Source organism: Streptomyces sp. NPDC057682 (assembly GCF_042799575.1).
Classification (GTDB): Bacteria; Actinomycetota; Actinomycetes; order Streptomycetales; family Streptomycetaceae; genus Streptomyces.
Map to the genome: position 1 here is coordinate 283,056 of NZ_JBHVIN010000010.1, position 23,222 is coordinate 306,277.

At 74.9% G+C, this 23,222-nt stretch carries 3 protein-coding genes (1 of these 3 only partly in view); all 3 read left to right on the forward strand.

Translation table 11 applies throughout. The annotated features are described in order from the left end of the window. Tightly spaced (at most 2 nt apart), the 3 genes in view from ACFVDM_RS20485 to ACFVDM_RS20495 form a layout consistent with a single transcriptional unit that may run on beyond the window. On the forward strand, positions 1-2,732 hold the final stretch of the coding sequence (locus ACFVDM_RS20485; RefSeq protein ID WP_383641588.1) for a type I polyketide synthase. 21,472 nt of this gene lie to the left of the window's left edge; the window shows 2,732 of its 24,204 coding nt (coding positions 21,473-24,204); the start codon falls outside the window, past its left edge; its stop codon occupies positions 2,730-2,732. Beyond that, complete coding sequence (locus ACFVDM_RS20490) at positions 2,729-11,857, forward strand: type I polyketide synthase (protein ID WP_383641591.1); 9,129 nt, start codon at positions 2,729-2,731, stop codon at positions 11,855-11,857. The genes ACFVDM_RS20485 and ACFVDM_RS20490 overlap by 4 nt, the downstream gene beginning before the upstream one ends. 2 nt (positions 11,858-11,859) lie before the next feature. Beyond that, positions 11,860-23,208 carry a type I polyketide synthase gene (locus tag ACFVDM_RS20495; protein WP_383641688.1) on the forward strand — a complete coding sequence of 3,783 codons (11,349 nt, stop codon included), beginning with the start codon at positions 11,860-11,862 and terminating at the stop codon, positions 23,206-23,208. Positions 23,209-23,222: the final 14 nt, after the last annotated feature.

Here is a 23,222-nt window from a genome sequence, read left to right on the forward strand (position 1 = left end):
GCGACCTGACCGCCCGCGTCCTGGACCTCCTCCAGCGCTGGCTCTCCGACAGCCGGTACGCCTCCGCCCGGCTCGTCCTCGTCACCAGCGGCGCCGTCGCCGCCGGTGACCCCGACGGGCCCGGCGATCCGGCCGCCGCCGCCGTCTGGGGCCTCGTCCGCTCCGCCCAGTCGGAGGAGCCCGGCCGCTTCGTGCTCGCCGACATCGGCCCCGGCACCCTCACCGACGGAACCGCGGCCGGACTCCTCGCCGCCGTCCTCGCCTCCGACGAGGCCCAGGTCGCCGTCCGCGACGGCGCGGTCCGGGCCGCCCGGCTCGTCCGCCCCGCCCCGGACGACAGCCTGCTGCCCCCGGCCGGTGCCGAGGCCTGGCGCCTCGACAGCACCGCACGCGGCAGCCTCGCCAACCTCACCCTCGCCGCCGACCCCGAACTGCTGGAACCCCTCGGACCCGACGAGGTCCGCGTCGCCGTGAAGGCCGCCGGACTCAACTTCCGGGACGTGCTCAACGCCCTCGACATGTATCCCGGAGAGCCCGGACCCATGGGCGTCGAAGGCGCCGGCGTCATCACCGAGGTCGGCCCCGACGTCACCGGGTTCGCCCCCGGCGACCGCGTCCTCGGCATGTTCGGCAAGGCCTTCGGGCCGGTCTCCGTCGCCGACCACCGCATGATCGCCCGGATGCCCGAGGACTGGACCTTCGAACAGGCCGCGTCCGTCCCCGTGGTCTTCCTGACCGCCTACTACGCCCTCGTCGACCTCGCCGGACTCAAGCCCGGCGAATCCGTCCTCGTGCACGCCGCGGCCGGCGGCGTCGGCATGGCCGCCGCCCAGCTCGCCCGGCACCTCGGCGCCGAGGTGTACGGCACGGCGGGCCCCGCCAAGCACGACACCCTGCGCTCCCTCGGCATCGACGACGCCCACCTCGCCTCCTCCCGCGACCTCGCCTTCGAGGAGCACTTCCGTACGACCGCGGGCACCGGCGGCATCGACGTCGTCCTCAACTCGCTGGCCCGGGAGTACGTGGACGCCTCGCTGCGGCTGCTCACCGGCGGCGGACGGTTCCTCGAAATGGGCAAGACCGACGTCCGCACCCCGGAGAGCATCGCCGACGCCCACCCCGGCGTCAGCTACGCCGCGTTCGACCTCATCGAGGCCGGACCCGCACGCATCGGCGAGATGCTCGGCGAGATCCTGCGCCTCGTCGAAACGGGCGCCCTGCACCCGCTGCCCCTGGCCACCTGGGACGTGCGCCGCGCCCCCGAGGCGTACCGGCACGTCAGCCAGGCCCGGCACATCGGCAAGGTCGTCCTCACCCTCCCCGGCCGCCCCGATCCGGACGGCACCGTCCTCGTCACCGGAGGCACCGGCGGCCTCGGCCACTACGTCGCCCGCCACCTCGTCGAACACCACGGCGTCCGCAACCTGCTGCTCACCAGCCGCAGCGGCCCCCGGGCCGAGGGCGCCGCAGGCCTCGCCGCCGAACTGGAGAAGCTCGGCGCCCGGGTCCGCATCGAGGCGTGCGACGCCGCCGACCGGGACGCACTCGCCCGCACCCTCGCCACCGTCGACGAGGAACACCCGCTCACCGCGGTCGTCCACGTCGCCGGAGTCGTCGACGACGGGGTCATCCCCTTCCTCACCCCCGACCGCCTCGACACCACCCTGCGGCCCAAGGCCGACGCCGCCCTCAACCTCTACGAACTGACCAAGGACAGCGGCCTCGCCGCCCTCGTCCTCTTCTCCGGCGCCGCCGGCACCCTGGGCGGCGCGGGCCAGGCCAACTACGCGGCGGCCAACGCCTTCCTGGACGAGTTCGCCCGCTGGGCACGCCACCGCGGCGTCCCCGCCGTCGCCCTCGCCTGGGGCCCGTGGATCGCCGACCGGGGCATGACCGGGCACCTCACCGACAACGACATCGCCCGCATGGCGAAGGCCGGACTCCAGCCCCTGGACGCACCGGCCGGGCTCGCCCTGCTCGACTTCGCCCTGACCACCGACGAAGCCGCCCTGCTCCCGATGCGCCTGGACACCTCACCGCGCGCGTTCACCGCCGGACCCGTCCCCCCGATGCTCCGCCACCTCGCGGGCAGCGCCGCACCCCGGCGCACCCAGGCCGCCACCGCGGCCGCCCCCGAACCGGCCGCCGCACTCGCCGACCGGCTGCGCGCCCTGCCCGCCGCCGACCGGACCGAGCACCTGCTCGACCTGGTCTGCGCCCAGGCCGCCGCCGTCCTCGGCCACGGCTCGGCCGACGACATCGACCCGGACGAGGCCTTCCTCGGCTTCGACTCCCTCACGGCCATCGAACTGCGCAACCGCATGGGCGCCCTCACCGGTACCCGGCTGCCCGCGACGCTGGTCTTCGACTACCCGACCCCGGCCTCGCTCGTCGCATACCTGCTGGCCGACCTCGTCCCCGACACCGCACCCGACCCCGGCCCGGCCACCGCACCGGGCACCGTCGCGGACACCTCCACGGCCGGATCCGCGGCCCTGGACGAGATCGAACGGCTGGAACAGACCCTGGACCGGCTCGCCGGCTCCGGCGACGCCACCGTGCGGCAGCGCCTGCGCGCCCTCGCGGAACGGTGGGACGACGGGGCCGGGACCCCAACGACGACGGGCGCGGAGAACGGACCGCCCGCGGACGACGAGGCCGACGCACTCGCGTCCGCGACGGCCGACGAACTCTTCAGAATGATCGACGGCGAATTTGGTGGGACGTCTTGAGCGAGAACCGCGTGGTCAACGCCGACGACGAGCAGCAGAAACTGCTCGGCTACCTCAAGAAGGTCACCGGCGACCTCCGCCAGGCCCACCGCAGACTGCGGGAGATCGAGGCCGCCGGCACCGAACCCATCGCCATCGTCGGCATGGGCTGCCGCCTCCCCGGCGGCGTCCGCTCCCCCCAGGACCTCTGGCAGCTCCTGGACCGGGCCGGCGACGGCATGTCCACGTTCCCCGTCGACCGCGACTGGGACCTGGACCGGCTCTTCGGCCCCGACTCGAACCTGCCCGGCACCAGCCACGCCCGCGAAGGCGGATTCACCTACGACGCCACCGAGTTCGACCCCGCCTTCTTCGGCCTCAGTCCCCGCGAAGCCCTCGCCATGGACCCGCAGCAGCGCATGCTGCTCCAAGCCTCCTGGGAGGCGTTCGAACACGCGGGCATCGACCCCACCACCCTGAAGAACACCGACACCGGCGTCTTCGTCGGCGCCGCCTCCACCGGCTACGGCTCCCACCTCACCGAGCTACCGCAGGGCGTCGAGGGCTACCTCCTCACCGGCAACTCCATGGCCGTCGCCTCCGGCCGCATCGCCTACACCCTCGGCCTCAAGGGCCCCGCCGTCACCGTCGACACCGCCTGCTCCTCCTCCCTGGTCGCCCTCCACATGGCCGTCCAGTCCCTGCGCTCCGGCGAATGCTCCCGGGCGCTCGTCGGCGGTGTCACCGTCATGTCGACCCCCGGCATGTTCCTCGAATTCAGCCGCCAGCAGGGCCTGTCCGCCGACGGCCGCTGCAAGGCGTTCTCCGACGACGCCGACGGCACCGGCTGGTCCGAGGGCGCGGGCCTCATCGTCCTCACCCGGCTCTCCGACGCCGTCCGCGACGGCCACCGCGTCCTCGCCGTGGTGCGCGGCACGGCCGTCAACCAGGACGGCGCCTCCAACGGCCTCACCGTGCCCAACGGCCCCTCGCAGCAGCAGGTCATCCGCCAGGCCCTGGAGAACGCCCGCCTGACCCCGGCGGACGTGGACGCCGTCGAGGCCCACGGCACCGGCACCAAGCTCGGCGACCCCATCGAGGCCCAGGCCCTCCTCGCCACCTACGGCAAGGACCGCCCGGCCGATCGCCCGCTGTGGCTCGGCTCGGTCAAGTCGAACATCGGGCACACCCAGGCCGCCGCCGGGGTCGCCGGCGTCATGAAGATCGTCCTGGCCCTGCGGAACGAGTCCCTGCCCAAGACCCTGTACGCGGAGAAGCCGTCGACCCATGTCGACTGGGCGGCCGGCGGCGTCGAACTGCTCACCGAGGCCCAGGACTGGCCCCGGGGCGAACGCCCCCGCCGCGCGGGCATCTCGTCGTTCGGCATCAGCGGCACGAACGCCCACGTCATCGTGGAAGAGGCCCCCGCCCCCGAGGAGCGGGAGCCCGCCCCGGAGGCGAAGCGCCCCGCCGGCACGGTGAACCCGCCGGTGCTGCCCTGGCCGCTCTCCACCCGGCAGCCGGAGGCCCTTCCCACGCTCGCGGCCCGCCTCCACACCGCCCTCACCGCCGACCCGCGGACCCGCCCCCAGGACATCGGCCGCACCCTGGCCACGGGCCGCGCCGCGTTCGAGCACCGGGCCGTGGTCCTGGCCACCGACGCGGAATCCGCCCGGGACGCCCTGACCGCCCTCTCCACCGGCGCCCCCACCTCGGCCGCCCACCTCGTCCAGGCCACCCCCACCGCCCGCAGCGGCGGCCGGGCCCGGCGCCGCCTCGCGTTCGTGTTCTCCGGCCAGGGGGGCCAGCGGGTCGGCATGGGCCGTGAACTGGCCGACGCCTTCCCGGTGTTCGCGACCGCGCTGGACGAGGTGTGCGGTCACTTCGACGGGTTGCGCGAGGTGATGGACGGGGACGCGGAGGCCCTGAAGAACACGGGCTGGGCGCAGCCCGCCCTCTTCGCCGTCGAGGTCGCCCTCTACCGACTCGTCGAGTCCTGGGGCGTCCGCCCCGACTACCTCGTCGGCCACTCGGTGGGCGAACTGGCCGCCGCACACGTCGCCGGGGTGCTGCCCCTGCCGGACGCGTGCCGGCTGGTTTCGGCCCGCGCCGAGCTCATGCGGGCGCTGCCGTCGGGCGGTGCGATGTGGGCCGTGCGCGCGACGGCGGACGAGGTCGTCCCGCTGCTCACCGAGGGCGTGTCGCTCGCGGCGGTGAACGCCCCCGGCCAGGTCGTCGTCTCCGGCACGCGTGAAGCCGTCGAGGCGGTGGCCGCGCGGTTCACCGACCGTCAGGGCCGCTGGCTGGAGGTCAGCCACGCCTTCCACTCGCCGCTCATGGACCCCATGCTCTCCGAGTTCCGGGCGGCGGCGGGCCGGCTGACCTACGCGGCCCCGAGCATTCCGATCGTCTCGACGCTGACCGGTGAAACCGTCACCGAGTTCACCGCCGCCTACTGGGCGGACCAGGTGCGCGGCACCGTCCGCTTCGCCGACGCCGTCACCCATCTCACGTCCCTCGGCATCATCCGGTTCCTGGAACTGGGCCCGGACGCCACCCTGACCGGTGCCATCGACGAGACCTGCGAAGGCGGCGTCCTCACCCTGGCGGCACTGCGCAGGAACCTGCCCGAACCGGTGACTTCGGTGCGCGCCCTCGCCCAGCTCTGGGCCGACGGCCACCCCGTCGACTGGCAGCCCTTCTACGACGCCACGGACGCGGAGTTCACCGACCTCCCGACGTACCCGTTCGCCCGGGACCGCTACTGGATGCAGAACCCCGAGGGCTCCCGCCCCCGCCCGGCGCGCGACGCCGGGGACCGCCTCCGGTACGAGGTGTCCTGGACGCCCCTCCCGGCGCCCGGCGCGGATGTTCCGGACGGTGGCTGGCTGCTCGTCGAACGGGCGGACGCCGAGGACGCCTGGGCGGACGCGCTCGCGGAGGAACTGACCGCCCGGGGCGCGGAAGTGGCGCGGCTGCGGCTCGGTTCCGGTGGTCCGGAGCGGGCGGCGCTGGCGGCCCGGCTCGGTGAGTTCGCCGGGCATGCCCGTGTGGTGTCGTTCCTCGGCCAGGACGAATCCGGGCCGGCCGGCGTGGCCGCGTCGGCGGTGCTCGTGCAGGCCCTGGGCGACGCGGGGATCGCGGCCCCGGTGTGGTCGGTGACCGCCGGAGCGGTGTCCGCCGGTCCGGGGGATGCGGTGTCGCATCCGGTGCGGGCCGGTGTGTGGGGTCTCGGCCGGGTGGTGGCCCTGGAGGAGCCGGGGCGCTGGGGCGGTCTGGTGGACGTTCCGGAGTCGGTGTCGCGGGAGGCCGTCGGTCGTCTGGTCGAGGTGCTGTCCGGTGGGTACGGCGACGAGGACGAGGTTGTCGTACGCGGCGGGGCCGTTCTCGGTCGCCGTCTTGCGCCCGCTGTCGTGCGGCCGGGGGAGGAGTCCTGGTCGCCGTCGGGGACCGTGCTGGTCTCCGGTGGTACGGGGGCGCTGGGCGCCCGCGTGGCGCGCTGGGCGGTGGAGCGGGGCGCGGAGCACGTCGTTCTGATCAGCCGGCGCGGCCCGGAGGCGGAAGGCGCTTCCGAGCTGCGGGAGGAACTGACGGGGCTGGGCGCCGAGGTCGACGTCGTGGCCTGCGATGTGGCCGTACGGGAGGACGTGGACGCGCTCTTCGCGCGCTTCGACATCACAGCCGTCGTGCACACGGCGGGTGTTCTGGACGACGGAGTGGTCGACGGTCTGACGCCCGAGCGGGTGGCCGGTGTCTGGGGTGCGAAGGCTGAAGGTGCCTGGAACCTTCACCATGCTTCTCTGGGACGGGAGTTGGACGCGTTTGTGCTGTTCTCGTCGGCTGCCGGTGTGTGGGGCGGTGCGGGGCAGGGTGCGTACGCGGCGGCGAATGCCGCGCTTGACGGGCTGGCGGAGTTCCGCCGTTCGCAGGGCCTGACCGGCGCGGCGATCGGCTGGGGGCCGTGGGCGGAAGGCGGGATGGCGGACGACGCCACCGTCCTCGCCCGCGCCGAGCGGGGCGGGCTGAGCCCACTGCTTCCCGAGGCCGCCCTCGGCGTCCTCGCCTCGGCCTCCGGCTGTGTCACGGTCGCGGACGTGGACTGGGAGCGGTTCGTTCCCGGGATGACGGCGCTGCGCGCCAACCGGCTCTGGGACGAGCTGGCCCCGCGCCCGCCGGAGCGCCCGGCGGCCCCCGGCGGGGGACTGCGGGAGCGGCTGGCCGGAACGGCGGGGGCCGCCCGGCGGTCCCTCGTCCGGGACGTCGTGCGCGGGCAGGTCGCGGCCGTGCTGGGCTTCGCGAGCCCGTCGGCCGTGGAGGTCACGAAGGCCTTCCGGGACCTGGGCTTCGACTCCCTCACCGCCGTCGAACTCCGCAACGCCCTCACCGCCGAGACCGGGCTCACCCTCGCCTCGACGGTGGTCTTCGACTACCCCTCGGTCGAGGCGCTGACCACCTACGTCGTCACCGAGATGTTCGGTGCGGACGCGGAGGCCGACACCGGCCAGGACGTCAGGCCCGCGCTCCCGACCGTGGCGGACGATCCGGTCGCCGTGGTGGGCATGGGCTGCCGCTTCCCGGGCGGCGCGGACTCACCGGAGGCGTTGTGGCGACTGCTGTCCGAGGGCACCGACGCCCTCGGCGGCTTCCCCGCCGACCGGGGCTGGGACCTCGGCGGCGCCGCCGCTCACGGCTTCGCCCCCGTCGGAGGCTTCGTCTCCGGCGCGACCGACTTCGACGCCGACCTGTTCGGCATCTCGCCCCGCGAGGCCCTGGCCATGGACCCGCAGCAACGCCTCCTCCTCGAAGTCGCCTGGGAGTCCCTGGAGCGCTCGGGCATCGCCCCGTACGCCCTGCGCGGCCTGCCCGTCGGCGTCTTCGCCGGAACGAACGGCCAGGATTACGCGGCCCTCCTCGCCGTCGCCGGCGAATCCGGTGACGGGTACGGCGGCACCGGCAACTCCGGCAGCGTCCTGTCCGGCCGCATCTCGTACGCGCTCGGGCTGGAAGGCCCGGCGGTGACGATCGACACGGCGTGTTCGTCGTCGTTGGTGGCGATGCATCTGGCGGCGCAGGCGTTGCGGTCGGGGGAGTGCGATCTCGCGCTGGCCGGTGGTGTGACGGTGATGTCGACGCCGGGTGCGTTCGTGGAGTTCGAGCGGCAGGGCGGTTTGGCCGGGGATGGTCGGTGCAAGGCGTTCTCGGACGATGCGGACGGGACGGGCTGGGGTGAGGGCGTCGGCGTCCTCGTCCTGGAGCGGTTGTCCGACGCGCAGCGCAACGGCCACGAGATCCTCGCTGTCCTCCGTGGCAGTGCGGTCAACCAGGACGGTGCGTCCAATGGCCTGACCGCCCCCAACGGTCCGTCCCAGCAGCGCGTCATCCGCCAGGCCCTGGCCAACGCACAGGTGTCCTCGGCCGATGTCGACGCGGTGGAGGCGCACGGTACGGGGACGAAGCTCGGTGACCCGATCGAGGCGCAGGCGCTGCTTGCCACGTACGGCCAGGACCGGCCCGACGGACAGCCGCTGTGGCTGGGTTCGGTCAAGTCGAACATCGGACACACCCAGGCGGCGGCCGGTGTCGCCGGGGTCATGAAGATGATCCTGGCGCTGCGGAACGAGACGCTGCCCCGGTCCCTCCACGTCGGGACCCCGTCCTCGCACGTCGACTGGACGGCGGGCGCCGTCGAGCTGCTGTCCGAGTCCCGTCCCTGGACACGCGCCGAACGCCCGCGACGGGCCGGGATCTCCTCCTTCGGGGTCAGCGGCACGAACGCCCACGTGATCATCGAGGAGGCCCCGGAGCCCGACCGGGCCCCGGTGAAGGCCCCGGAGGTCACGCTGCCGCTGGTGCCCTGGCCGGTGTCCTCGAAGTCGGCGTCCGCCCTCACCGCCCAGACACGGCGGCTCGCGGCCGGCACGGAGGGCCTGCACGCCACCGACGTGGCCCTGTCCCTGGCCACGACCCGGGCCGCGCTGGAGCACCGAGCCGTCGTCCTCGGCACGGACACCGAAGATCTGCGCATCCGCCTCGGCGAGCAGCTGACCCCGGTCGTGGCCCGGGACGGCCTGACCGGGTTCGTGTTCTCCGGCCAGGGCAGCCAGCGGGTCGGTATGGGCCGTGAACTCGCGGAGACCTTCCCGGTGTTCGCGACCGTCCTGGACGAGGTGTGCGGTCACTTCGACGGGTTGCGCGAGGTGATGGACGGTGACGCGGAGGCGTTGAAGAACACGGGCTGGGCGCAGCCCGCCCTCTTCGCGGTGGAAGTGGCGCTGTATCGCCTGGTGGAGTCGTGGGGTGTCCGTCCGGACTATCTCGTGGGCCACTCGGTGGGCGAGCTGGCCGCCGCGCATGTTGCCGGGGTGCTGTCCCTTGCGGACGCCGCCCGCCTGGTCTCGGCCCGAGCGACGCTGATGCAGGCGCTGCCGTCCGGCGGTGCCATGTGGGCCGTACGGGCGACGGCGGACGAGGTCACTCCGCTGCTGGTCGACGGCGCGTCCATCGCGGCGGTCAACGCCCCCGGCCAGGTCGTCGTCTCCGGCACCCGCGAAGCCGTCGAAGCGGTCGCGGACCGGCTCACCGACCGGCAGGGCCACTGGCTGGAGGTCAGCCACGCCTTCCACTCGGCCCTGATGGACCCGATGCTGTCCGACTTCGCGGCGGTGGCGGGCGAGCTGACGTACGCGGCACCCCGCATCCCGATCCTGTCGACGCTGACCGGGGAGCAGATCAGCGAGTTCACCGCCGCGTACTGGGCCGACCAGGTGCGCGGCACCGTCCGCTTCGCCGATGCCGTCACCCGGGCCAAGGACCTCGGTGTCACCCGATTCCTCGAACTCGGCCCGGACGCGAGCCTCGTGGGCGCGATCGGCGAGACCGACGAGGACGCTTTCGCCGTGGCCGCGCTCAGCCGCAAGCAGTCCGAACCCGTCACCGCCGTCACGACCCTCGCCCGGCTCTGGGCCGACGGCGCGGACGTCGACTGGGCGGCGTTCTTCGCCCCGACGGGTGCCCGGGTCGTCGAGCTTCCGACGTACGCCTTCCAGCACCAGCGTTACTGGCCGGATGTGCGGCGGGCGGCGGTGGTGGCGGCTCCTGCGGCCGACTCCGCTTTCTGGGACGCGGTGGAACGTGGTGACGACGCGTTGTTCGCGGCCGAGTTCGGCGTCGATGCGGGGGCACCGCTGCGCGAGACACTGCCCGCGTTCGCGGCCTGGCAGCGGCGGCGCCGCGAGCGCGAGGCGGCGGACAAGCTGCGGTACGAGGTGTCCTGGACACCGCTTCGGCCGGCCGGAGCCGACCGGCCGAAGGGCTGGCTGCTCGTCGAGTGTGCGGACGCCGAGGACGTGTGGGCGGACGCGCTGGCGGAGGAGCTGACGGCGGGCGGGGCGGAGGTGGCGCGGCTGCGGCTCGGTTCCAGTGAGCTGGAGCGGGCGGCGCTGGCGGCCCGGCTCGGTGAGTTCACCGGTCGGGAGCGCGTGGTGTCGTTCCTGGGCCAGGACGAATCGGGTTCCGCCGGTGTCGCGGCCTCGGCCCTTCTGACGCAGGCCCTGGGCGACGCGGGAGTCGACCGCCCGGTGTGGTGGGTGACCTCGGGGGCCGTCGCGGCGGGTCCGGGGGATGCGGTGTCGCATCCGGTGCGGGCCGGTGTGTGGGGTCTCGGCCGGGTGGTGGCTCTGGAGGAGCCGGGTCGCTGGGGCGGTCTGGTGGACGTTCCGGACGAGACGTCACGCGAGGCAGTCGGCCGTCTGGTCGAGGTGCTGTCCGGTGGATGCGGGGACGAGGACGAGATCGCCGTACGCGGCGGAGCCGTTCTCGGCCGCCGCCTCGCGCCCGCTGTCGTGCGGCCGGGGGAGGAGTCCTGGTCACCGTCCGGGACCGTGCTGGTCTCCGGCGGTACGGGCGCGCTGGGCGCCCGCGTGGCCCGCTGGGCCGTCGAGCGGGGCGCCGAGCACGTCGTCCTCATCAGCCGGCGCGGCCCGGACGCCGAAGGCGCCCCGGAACTGCGGGACGAGATCGCCGCCCTCGGGGCCAAGGCCGACGTCGTCGCCTGCGATGTCTCCGTACGGGAGGACGTGGACGCGCTCTTCGCGCGCTTCGACATCGCGGCGGTCGTGCACACGGCGGGTGTTCTGGACGACGGAGTGGTCGACGGTTTGACGCCCGAGCGGGTGGCCGGTGTCTGGGGTGCGAAGGCTGAAGGTGCCTGGAACCTCCACCACGCCTCCTTGGCAAGGAAGTTGGACGCGTTCGTGCTGTTCTCGTCGGCTGCCGGTGTGTGGGGCGGTGCGGGGCAGGGGGCTTACGCGGCGGCGAACGCGGCGCTTGACGGGCTGGCGGAGTTCCGCCGTTCGCAGGGCCTGGTCGCGTCCTCGATCGGCTGGGGGCCCTGGGCGGAAGGCGGGATGGCGGACGACGCCACCGTCCTCGCCCGGATGGACCGGGGCGGCGTACGGCCGCTGGACCCCGCCACCGCGCTCGACGTCCTCGGCTCCGCGCACGGCTGCGTCGCGGTGGCCGATATGGACTGGGAGCGGTTCGTGCCGTCCGTGACGGCGCTCCGGGCCAACCGGTTCTGGGACGAGGTCGCCCCGCACCGGCCGGAGCCGGTCGCCGCCGGGTCCGGGGGACTGGGCGAGCGGCTGGCCGGGCTGTCGGACGTGGCCCGGCGCGCGCTGGTGACGGACGTGGTGCGCGGCCGGGTGGCCGCCGTGCTGGGCTTCGCCGACCCGGCCGCCGTGGAGGTGTCCCGGGCCTTCAAGGACCTGGGCTTCGACTCGCTCACCGCCGTCGAACTCCGCAACGCCCTCACCGCCGAGACCGGGCTCAAGCTCCCCTCCACGCTCGCCTTCGACCACCCGACCACCCTGGCCCTCACCGACTTCCTGCTCGGTGAACTCGCCGGGTACGCGGGCGGCGAGGTCCGGGACCTGGCCGCCGAACTGGACCGGATCGAAACGGCCCTGCTGGCCCTGCCCCCCGCCGAGCACGCACGGCTGCGCGTCGCCTCGCGCCTGCAACAACTGATGAAACGCCTGGATGGTGCGCCGTCCGACCCGGACGCCGCGGATCTCTCGGCAAAGATCGAAGCCGCTACGTCCGACGACATCTTTGCTCTTATCGACCATGAGATCGGGAAGCGGTGAGCTTGATGAGTAACGAGGACAAGCTTCTCGGGTACTTGAAGAAGGTCACGCTTGAGCTTCACGAGACCAAGCAGCGCCTGCACAGCGCGGAGACCGCCGGTACCGAACCCGTGGTCGTCGTCGGCATGGGCTGCCGTTTCCCGGGCGGTGCGAACTCCCCGGAAGAACTCTGGCGCCTGGTCGCGGACGGCGTGGACGCCCTCGGCCCGTTCCCCCCGGACCGGGGCTGGGAAGGCCACCGGGGCACCGGCGGCTTCGTCGAGGGCGTGGCGGACTTCGACGCCGGGCTGTTCGGCATCTCGCCGCGCGAGGCCCTGGCCATGGACCCGCAGCAACGCCTCCTCCTCGAAGTCGCCTGGGAGTCGCTGGAGCGCTCGGGCATCGCCCCGTACGCCCTGCGCGGCCTGCCCGTCGGCGTTTTCGCCGGTACCAACGGGCAGGACTATCCGGCGGCCCTGGCCATGGCCGGCGAATCCGGTGACGGGTACGGCGGCACCGGCAGCTCGGGCAGCGTGCTGTCCGGCCGCGTCTCGTACGCGCTGGGGCTGGAAGGCCCGGCGGTGACGATTGATACGGCGTGTTCGTCGTCGTTGGTGGCGATGCATCTGGCGGCGCAGGCGTTGCGGTCGGGGGAGTGCGATCTTGCGCTGGCCGGTGGTGTGACGGTGATGTCGACGCCGGGTGCGTTCGTGGAGTTCGAGCGGCAGGGCGGTTTGGCCGGGGATGGTCGGTGCAAGGCGTTCTCGGACGATGCGGATGGTACGGGCTGGGGTGAGGGTGTCGGGGTCCTCGTCCTGGAGCGGTTGTCCGACGCGCAGCGCAACGGCCACGAGATCCTCGCTGTCCTCCGTGGCAGTGCGGTCAACCAGGACGGTGCGTCCAATGGCCTGACCGCCCCCAACGGTCCGTCCCAGCAGCGCGTCATCCGCCAGGCCCTAGCCAACTCCGGCCTGACGGCCGCCGAGGTGGACGCGGTGGAGGCGCACGGTACGGGGACGAAGCTCGGTGACCCGATCGAGGCGCAGGCGCTGCTTGCCACGTACGGTCAGGACCGTCCCGAGGACCGGCCGCTGTGGCTGGGTTCGGTCAAGTCGAACATCGGGCACACCCAGGCCGCCGCCGGAGTGGCCGGGGTCATGAAGATGATCCTGGCGCTGCGGAACGAGACGCTGCCGGAGTCCCTGCACGTCGGTACTCCGTCCTCGCACGTCGACTGGACGGCGGGCGCGGTCGAGCTGCTGTCCGAGTCCCGTCCCTGGCCGCACTCCGAACGGACCCGCCGCGCGGGCGTGTCGTCCTTCGGCATCAGCGGCACGAACGCCCACGTGATCATCGAGGAAGCCCCCGAACCGGCCGAGGAACCCGCCCCCGTCGCGGGCGCCCCCCTGCCCCTGGTGCCGTGGCTCCTCTCCGCGAAGACCGCGGCCGGGCTCACGGACCAGGCACACCGCCTGGCCGCCGCCACCGCAGGTGCGGACGCGGCCGGCATCGGCCTCTCCCTCGCGACGACCCGGGCCGCGCTGGAGCACAGGGCCGTTGTTCTCGGCACGGACACCGACACCCTGCGCACCCGGCTCGGCGAGGAGCTGGCCCCGGTCACCGCCCGGGGCGGTCTCACCGCCTTCGTGTTCTCCGGCCAGGGAGGCCAACGGGTCGGCATGGGCCGTGAACTGGCCGACGCCTTCCCGGTGTTCGCGACCGCCCTGGATGAGGTGTGTGCGCACTTCGACGGGTTGCGCGAGGTGATGGACGGGGACGCGGAGGCCCTGAAGAAAACGGGCTGGGCCCAGCCCGCCCTCTTCGCCGTCGAGGTCGCGCTCTACCGACTCGTCGAGTCCTGGGGTGTCCGCCCTGACTACCTGGTCGGCCACTCTGTGGGTGAGCTGGCCGCCGCGCATATCGCCGGGGTGCTGTCCCTCGCGGACGCCGCCCGGCTGGTCTCCGCCCGCGCGACGCTCATGCAGGCGCTGCCCTCCGGCGGCGCCATGTGGGCCGTACGGGCGACGGCGGACGAGGTCACCCCGCTGCTGGTCGACGGCGCGTCCATCGCGGCGGTCAACGCCCCCGGCCAGGTCGTCGTCTCCGGCGCCCGCGAAGCCGTCGAAGCGGTTGCCGCGCGGCTCACCGACCGTCAAGGCCGCTGGCTGACCGTCAGCCACGCCTTCCACTCGCCGCTCATGGACCCGATGCTGGCGGAGTTCCGGGCGGTGGCGGGCGAGCTGACGTACGCGGCACCCCGCATCCCGATCGTCTCCACCCTCACCGCCGAACCCGTCGACGTCTTCACCGCCGGCTACTGGGCCGACCAGGTGCGCGGCACCGTCCGCTTCGCGGACGCGGTGACCCGTCTGAAGGACCTCGGGGTCAGGCGCTTCCTCGAACTCGGCCCGGACGCCACCCTCACCGGCGCCATCGACGAGACGTACGACGGCGACGCCCTCGCCGTGGCGGCCGTCAACCGCAAGCAGCCCGAGCCCGCCACCGCCGTCACGACCCTCGCCCGGCTCTGGGCCGACGGGGCGGACGTCGACTGGGCGGCGTTCTACGCCCCGACCGGGGCCCGGGTCACCGACCTGCCCACGTACGCCTTCCAGCACCAGCGCTACTGGCCGGCCGCCCGGCTCACCGCGGGCCCCGTGCCGCTCGGGTCCGTCGGGGTCGGGCACCCGCTGCTCCAGGCCGTCATCAGCCTGGCGGACTCCGGGGACGTGCTGTTCCTCGGCGCGCTCTCGGCCCAGGCGCAGCCGTGGATCGCCGACCACCGGGTGGCCGGCCGGATCCTCCTGCCCGGCACCGGGCTGCTCGACCTCGCCCTGTGCGCGGGCGAGCACACCGGCTGCGAACGGGTCGAGGAACTCACCCTGACAGCGCCCCTGGTCGTCCCGGAGACCGGCGTCGTCCACCTCCAGCTCCTCGTCGGCGCCCCGGACACCACCGGCTGCCGCCCCGTCCAGATCTCCTCCCGGCAGGACGGCGAGCCCGCCGACCGGTGGACCCGCCACGCCACCGGCCTCCTCTCCCCGGCCCGGGACGAGGAACCCGCGTACGACCTCACCCAGTGGCCCCCGGACGGGGCCACCGCACTGGACACGGACGGGCTCTACCCGGCCCTGGCCGGGCTCGGGCTCCAGTACGGCCCCGTCTTCCGGGGGCTGCGCCGGGCCTGGCGGCGGGACGACGAGATCTTCGTCGAGGCCCTGCTCGACGACCCCGCCCCGCTCTCCGCCGCCGACGCCCACCCGCTCCACCCGGCCGTCCTGGACTCCGTCCTGCACGCCATGGGGCTCGGCGCCCCCGGTGGCGAAGGCGAGAGCGGGGACGGGGAAGCGGCCGGGCACCTGCCGTTCTCCTGGAGCGGGGTGACCCTGCACGCCGTCGGCGCAGGCGCCCTGCGGGCCCGGCTGACGCACCTCGGGCCGGACAGCGTCTCCGTCCAGGTCGCCGACGTCACCGGCCGGCCCGTCGCCGACATCGCCGCGCTGACGCTCCGGCCGATGGCCCCGGACACGGGCGGCACCGGCGACACCGGAACCACCGGTCCGCGGGACGCGCTCTTCCGCCTCGACTGGACGCGCGTCCCGGCACCCGAGACCCCCGCAGGAACGGACGCGCCGGTCCCGGCCCTGCTGGACGCGGACGGCGGCCCGGACACGTACCCCGATCTGGCGGCGCTGCGCACCGCCGTCGACGCCGGCGGGCCCGTGCCCGGCCTGGTCGTCACCAGGGCCCCGCGACCCGCACCCTCCGCCGGAAACGCCGACGAGTCCCCCGACCGGGTCCACCGGGCCGTCCTCGCCACCCTCGCGCTCCTCCAGGACTGGCTCACCGACGACCGCTTCGCTGACGCCCGGCTCCTCCTCGTCTGCGACGGGGCCGTGGCCGCCCGGACCGGGGAGAACGTGCGGGACCTGGCCGGGGCCGCCGTCTGGGGCCTCGTACGGTCGGCCCAGTCCGAACACCCCGACCGCGTCCAGCTCATCGACGCACCGGGCGCGCTGCGCGAAGCCGCTGCCCTGGCCGCCGCCGCGGACGGCGAACCGCAGCTCGCCGTCCGCGACGGCGTACTCCTCGCCTGCCGGCTGGCCGCCGCCCCGCCGGCCGGGGAGGCCCCCGCGTACGACCCCGACGGCACCGTCCTCGTCACCGGCGCCACCGGCGAACTCGGCGGAGTGATCTCCCGCCACCTGGTCACCGCCCACGGCGTCCGCCGGCTGATGCTCCTCAGCCGTCGCGGACCCGACGCGCCCGGCGCCGCCGCGCTCACCGCCGCCCTCACCGAACTGGGCGCCCACGTCAGCCTCCTCGCCTGCGACACCGCCGACCGGGACGCCCTCGCCGCCGCCCTCGCCACGATCCCCGCCGACCACCCGCTGACCGGCGTCGTGCACACCGCCGGGGTCCTCGCCGACGCGACCGTGACGTCCATGACGCCCGACCAGGTCGCGCACGTCCTGCGCCCCAAGGTCGACGCCGCCCTCCACCTGCACGCACTGACGCGCGACGCCGGACTGTCGGCGTTCGTCCTCTACTCCTCCGTCTCCGCCGCCCTCGGCGCGCCCGGACAGGGCAACTACGCCGCCGCCAACGCCTTCCTCGACGCGCTCGCCCAGCGCCGCCGCGCCGAAGGACTCCCCGCGCTCTCCCTGGGCTGGGGCCTGTGGGACGGCTCCGGCGAGATGACCGGCGAACTCGGCGAGGCCGACCGGCGGCGCATGGCCCGGGGCGGCATGGTGCCGCTGAGCACCGCCGACGGCACCGCGCTGTTCGACCTCGCCCCCGCCGCCGGGCACGCCGCCGTACTGCCCGTCCGCCTCGACCTCGCCGTGCTGCGCGCCTCCGCCGACCATCTGCCGCCCGTCTTCCGGGGCCTCGTCCGCGCCCCGAAACGGCGCGCGGCCACCGCCGGGACCGCCGCCGCGCACTCCCTCGCCGACCGGCTCACCGCGCTCCCCGACGACGAACGGCTCACCGCGCTGAGCGACCTCGTCCGGGAACGGGCCGCCGCCGTCCTCGGCCACGGCTCCGCCGACGACGTCGCCCCCGACGTGCCGTTCCGCGAACTCGGCTTCGACTCGCTGACCGCCGTCGAACTCCGCAACCACCTCAACGCCGCCACCGGGCTCCGGCTCTCCGCCACCCTCGTCTTCGACCACCCCACCGCCGAAGCCGTCGCCCGCCACGTCCGCGAACGGCTCTTCGGCGAGGAGACCGCCGCACCGGCCGCCCCCGCACGCCGCCCCGGCCGCGCCGACGCCGACGACCCCGTCGTCATCGTCGGCATGGCCTGCCGCTACCCCGGCGGCGTACGCGACCCCGAAGGGCTGTGGGACCTCGTCCGCACCGGTGCCGACGGCGTCACCCCCTTCCCCGAGGACCGGGGCTGGGACCTCGACCGGCTCTACGACGCCGACCCCGACACCGGCGGCGCCAGCTACGTACGCGAAGGCGGATTCCTGCACGAGGCCGCCGAGTTCGACGCCGCGTTCTTCGGGATCTCGCCCCGCGAGGCCCTCGTCATGGACCCGCAGCAGCGCCTCCTCCTGGAAACCTCCTGGGAGGCCGTCGAATCGGCCGGCATCGACCCCGCCACCCTGCGCGGCCGGCGCACCGGAGTCTTCGCGGGCGTCATGTACCACGACTACCTGGCCCGGCTGCACACCGTGCCCAAGGGTGCCGAGGGCTTCCTCGGCACCGGATCGGCCGGGAGCGTCGTCACCGGCCGCGTCGCCTATCTGATGGGCCTCGAAGGACCCGCCGTCACGGTCGACACCGCCTGCTCCTCCTCCCTGGTCTCCCTGCACCTCGCGGCGCAGGCCCTGCGCGACGGTGAATGCGACACCGCGCTGGCCGGCGGCGTCACCGTCATGGCCACCCCCGGCACGTTCATCGACTTCAGCCGGCAGCGCGGCCTCGCCCCCGACGGCCGCTGCAAGTCCTTCTCGTCCACCGCCGACGGCACCGGATGGGCCGAAGGCGTCGGCATGCTCCTGCTCGAACGGCTCTCCGACGCCCGCCGCCACGGCCACCGGGTCCTCGCCGTCGTCCGGGGCTCCGCCGTCAACCAGGACGGTGCCTCCAACGGGCTCACCGCCCCCAACGGCCCCGCCCAGCAACGCGTCATCCGCCAGGCGCTCGACCGGGCCGGACTGCGCCCCGCCGACGTCGACGCCGTCGAGGGCCACGGCACCGGAACCGTGCTCGGCGACCCCATCGAGGCCCAGGCCCTGCTGGCCACCTACGGCCAGGACCGGCCCGGGGACCGCCCGCTGTGGCTCGGCTCCCTCAAGTCCAACATCGGGCACGCCCAGGCCGCCGCCGGCGTCGGCGGCATCATCAAGATGGTGCAGGCCATGCGGCACGGCGTCCTCCCGCCGACCCTGCACGTCGACCGGCCCAGCGACGAGGTCGACTGGGCCGGCGGACAGGTCGAACTCCTCACCGAGGCCGTCCCGTGGCCCGAGTCCGGCCGGCCCCGCCGCGCCGGAGTCTCCTCCTTCGGCATCAGCGGCACCAACGCGCACGTCATCCTGGAGGCCCCGGCCGCACCGCGCGACACCGCCCCGGCCCCCGCCACCCGGCCCGCCCCGCCCGTCCTCCCGCTCCTGGTGTCCGCCCGCACCGAGGCCGCCGTCCCCGGCCAGGCCGCCGCCCTCCGCGACCACCTGGCCCGCCACCCCGGACTCGACCCGCTCGACGCCGCGTACTCCCTCGCCACCACCCGCCCCCTGTTCGGCCACCGGGCGCTCGCCGTCGCCGCCGACCGGGAAGGACTCCTCGCCGCGCTCGACGCCCTCGCCACCGGGGCCCCCGCCCCGGGCACCGCGCACGGCCGCGCCACCGGACCCCGTACCGCCGTGCTCTTCACCGGACAGGGCAGCCAGCGCACCGGCATGGGCAGCGAGCTGTACGCGGCCGCACCCGTCTTCGCCGAGGCACTGGACGCGGTCTGCGCCCACCTCGACCCCGCACTCGGCACCTCCCTGCGCGAGGTGATGAACGGCGACGAGGATGCGCTCGCCCGTACCGGATACGCGCAACCCGCGCTGTTCGCCCTCGAAGTGGCGCTCCACCGGCTGCTGGAGTCCTTCGGCTTCGTGCCCGACCGGGTCGCCGGACACTCCGTCGGCGAACTGGCCGCCGCCCATGTCGCGGGCGTCCTCACCCTGGAGGACGCCTGCCGGCTCGTCGCGGCCCGCGCCCGGCTCATGCAGGCGCTTCCCGAGGGCGGCACGATGCTCGCCCTGCGCGCCACCGAGGAGGAGGTCACGCCCCTGCTCGGCCCCGGCGTGGACCTCGCCGCCGTCAACGGGCCCCGGGCCGTGGTCCTCTCCGGCGAGGAGGACGCCGTCCTCGCCCTCGCCGCGCGGTTCCCGGACCGCCGGGCCAAACCGCTGCGGGTCAGCCACGCCTTCCACTCCGCCCGGATGGACCCGATGCTGGAGGAGTTCCGCCGGGTCGCCGAATCCGTGACCTACCACCCCGCGAAGATCCCCGTCGTGGCCACCGGCGGCACCCTCGCGGACGCGCCCGACGCCTGCGCGACGCCCGAGTACTGGGTGCGGCAGGTCCGCGAGACCGTACGCTTCCACGACGCCGTCACCCGGCTGCGCGCCGACGGGACCGGCACCTTCGTCGAACTCGGCCCCGACCCCGTCCTCACCGCCGCCGTCGGCGAATGCCTCGCCCCCGACGACACCACCGAAGCCGCCGGAGCCGCCCCCGTCGTGCGCGTCGCCGCCCTGCGCCGGGGCCGCCCGGAGACCGGGACGCTCGCCGCCGCCCTCGCCCCGCTGCTCGTCCACGGAAACGCCGTACGGCGCCCGGAGTTCTACGAGGGCACGGGGGCGCGCCGCGTCGACCTGCCGACGTACGCCTTCCACCACCAGCGGTACTGGGCCGAGAACGCCGCCGTCCCCGCCGATCTGGCGGGCGCCGGACTCAGCGGCGCCGACCATCCGCTGCTCGGCGCCTGCGTCCCGCTGTCCGGCGGCGGGACCGTCTGCACCGGGCGGCTCACCACCGCCGCCCACCCGTGGCTCGCCGACCACGTCGTCGCCGGGACCCCGCTGCTGCCCGGCACCGCACTCGTCGACCTGGCCGTGCACGCCGCCGACCACGCCGGCTGCGGACGCGTCGACGAACTGGTGCTGTCCGCGCCCCTGCCCCTGGACACCGACGGCCGGCAGCTCCAAGTCCTCACCGCGCCCGACGGCACCGACGGCCACCACACCGTACGGATCTCCTCCCGCCCGGCCGACGCACCCGCCGACACCCCCTGGACCCTGCACGCCACCGGCACACTCACCCCGGAGGCCGACGCCCCCGCCCCCTTCGACACCACCGCCTGGCCGCCGCCCGGCGCCACCGACGTCCCCCTCGACGGGCTCTACGACGACCAGGACCCCGACGGGACCGGCGTCGCCTACGGACCGGCCTTCCAGGGACTCGTCGCCGCCTGGCGGAGCGACGGCGAGCTGTACGCCGACGTGGCCCTGCCCCAACCGCTCCCCGACACCGGGCGCTACGGACTGCACCCCGCCCTCCTGGACGCGGCCCTGCACGGACTCGCCCATCTGCTGCCCGGCGCCGCCGGACGGCTCGTCCCGTTCTCCTTCGCGGGCGCCGCCCTGCACGCCCAGGGCGCCACCGCGCTGCGCGTCCGGCTCACCGCGACCGGCCCCGACCAGGTGGCACTCGACGCCGCCGACCCCGAGGGCCGGCCCGTCGCCTCCGTCGCCTCGCTCACCCTGCGCCCCCACGCCGCCGCCCGCCCCCGCGAGGCGTCCGCCGCCGACGGACTGTTCCGCGTCGACTGGCAGCCGGTACCCGCACCGCACCGTGGAACGGGCACCGGATACGACCGCTGCGCCCTCGTCGGCGCCGACGCGCTCGGCATCATGGACCCGCTGACCGAAGCGGGCGTGTGGACCGAGTCGTTCGCCGACCTGGACGCCCTGTCGGCCGCCGCGTCGGCGGGCATGACGCTCCCCGACACCGTCCTGGTCACCCTCGCCTCCGACCCCGCCGCCGACCCCGTCCGCGCCCTGCGCGACCTCAGCGGCGAGGCCCTGCGCACCGTCCAGGAGTGGACCGCCGACGAACGGTTCGCCGGGGCACGCCTGGTCTTCGTCACCCGTACCGCGCTCGGCGACGGCACCGCACGCCCCGACGACCTGCCCGCCGCCCCGCTCTGGGGCCTCGTCCGCACGGCCCAGTCGGAGAACCCCGGCCGCTTCCACCTCGTCGACCTCGACACCGCCGCGACCTCCGTCCTCGCCCTGCCCGCCGCCTTCGCCACCGGAGAGCCTCAACTCGTCGTACGTGACGGCGAGTTGAGGGCCGCTCGGCTGATCAGGGCCGCCGCGCCCGAGGAGGCGGACACCGCCGCGTGGAATCCCGACGGCACCGTGCTCCTCACCGGCGCCACCGGCGCCCTCGGCGCACCGGTCGCCCGGCACCTCGTCACCGAACACGGCGTACGGCACCTGCTGCTGCTCAGCCGCCGGGGACCCGACGCCCCAGGCGCCGCCCCACTGCGCGACGAACTCACCGCGCTCGGCGCGAAGGTCACCCTGGCCGCCTGCGACGCCGCCGACCGGGACGCGCTCGCCACCGCCCTGGCCGCCGTCGACCCGGCACACCCGCTGACCGCCGTCGTCCACCTCGCCGGAGTCCTCGACGACGGCGTCCTCACCTCGCTCACCCCCGACCGCTTCGACACGGTGCTGCGCGCCAAGGCCGACGCCGCCCTGCACCTGCACACCCTGACCCGGGATTCCGCACTCGCCGCCTTCGTGCTGTTCTCCTCGTCCGCCGCCACGTTCGGCACCCCCGGCCAGGCCAACTACGCCGCCGCCAACGCCTTCCTCGACGCCCTCGCCGAACAGCGGCGCGCCGACGGACTGCCCGCGACCTCACTGGCCTGGGGCGCCTGGGAGAACGGCATGGCCGGGAAGCTCGACGGAGTCGACCGGGGCCGCATGGCCCGGGGCGGCGTCCTCGCGCTCAGCGACCGCGACGGGCTCGCCCTGTTCGACGCCGCGCTCCGCGCGGACCGCGCCCAGTACGTGCCGCTGCGGCTCGACACGGCGGCCATCGGCCCCGACCCCGCCCCGCTGCTGCGCGTCCTCGCCCGCCCCGCCGCCCGGCGCACCGCCGCGGCCGGCCCGACCCGCACCAGCGCATCCGGGCTGCGCGCCCTGACCGGGGCCGCCCGCCACGACGCCGTCCTCGACCTGGTGCGCGGCGCCACCGCCACCGTCCTCGGTCACACCTCCGCCGAGGCCGTCGAACCGGACCAGCCCTTCCTCGAACTCGGCCTGGACTCCCTGACCTCCGTCGAACTGCGCAACGCGGTGGCCGCCGCGACCGGACTGCGCCTCCCCGCCACCGTCGCCTTCGACCACACCTCGCCCCTCGACCTCGCCGCCCACCTCGACACCCTGCTCGGCACCGGCCCGGACCCGGCGCCCGGCGGGGCGGAACCGGCACCCGCCGGACCCGACACCGACGAGACCATCGGCCGGCTGTTCCGCCGCGCCTGCGAGGAACGCCGGCTGCGCGAGGGCTTCGACCTCCTCCAGAGCGTCGCCCGGCTCCGCCCGACCTTCACCGACCCCGCCGAGGTGGACGCCTCGCCCACCTCCGTCCGCCTCGCCAAGGGCGACGAACCGGTCCGGCTGGTCTGCTTCGCCTCACAGGTCGCGCTCGCCGGAGTCCACCAGTACGCCCGGTTCGCCTCGGCGTTCCGCGACGTACGGGACGTCACCGCGCTCGCCGTCCCCGGATTCGCCCCCGGCGAAGCACTGCCCGCCACCGAGGACGCCCTCATCGGACTGCTCGCCCGCATGGTGCGCGAACAGGTCGGGGACGCCCCCTGCGTCCTCCTCGGCTCGTCCTCCGGCGGCGTCCTCGCCTACGCCACGGCCGCCCGACTCGAACAGGAGGGCCGCGCCCCCGCCGGAGTCGCCCTCATCGACACCTACGTCCCCGGAGACGACTCCCTCGGTCAGTTCGAGGACCAGCTCCTCGGCGGAATGTTCGAACGGGAGGCCGGCTTCGCGCGCATGGACGCCGCCCGGCTCTCCGCGATGAGCTGGTACTTCAACCTGCTCGGCGGCTGGCGGCCCGGCCCCATCGCCTCACCCGTGCTCCTCGTACGGGCCGGTGAGCCCATGCCCGGCGGCGAGGGCCTGGACCCCGAGAAGTGGCAGACCGGCTGGGACCGCGCCGACGACGTCGTGAACGTGACCGGCAACCACTTCACGATGATGGAGGACCTGGCCCACACCACGGCGGACGCCGTGGACCGCTGGATCCGCCGGGGCGAGCCGGGAACGAGCCCGGAATGACCGACGGCCCCCTC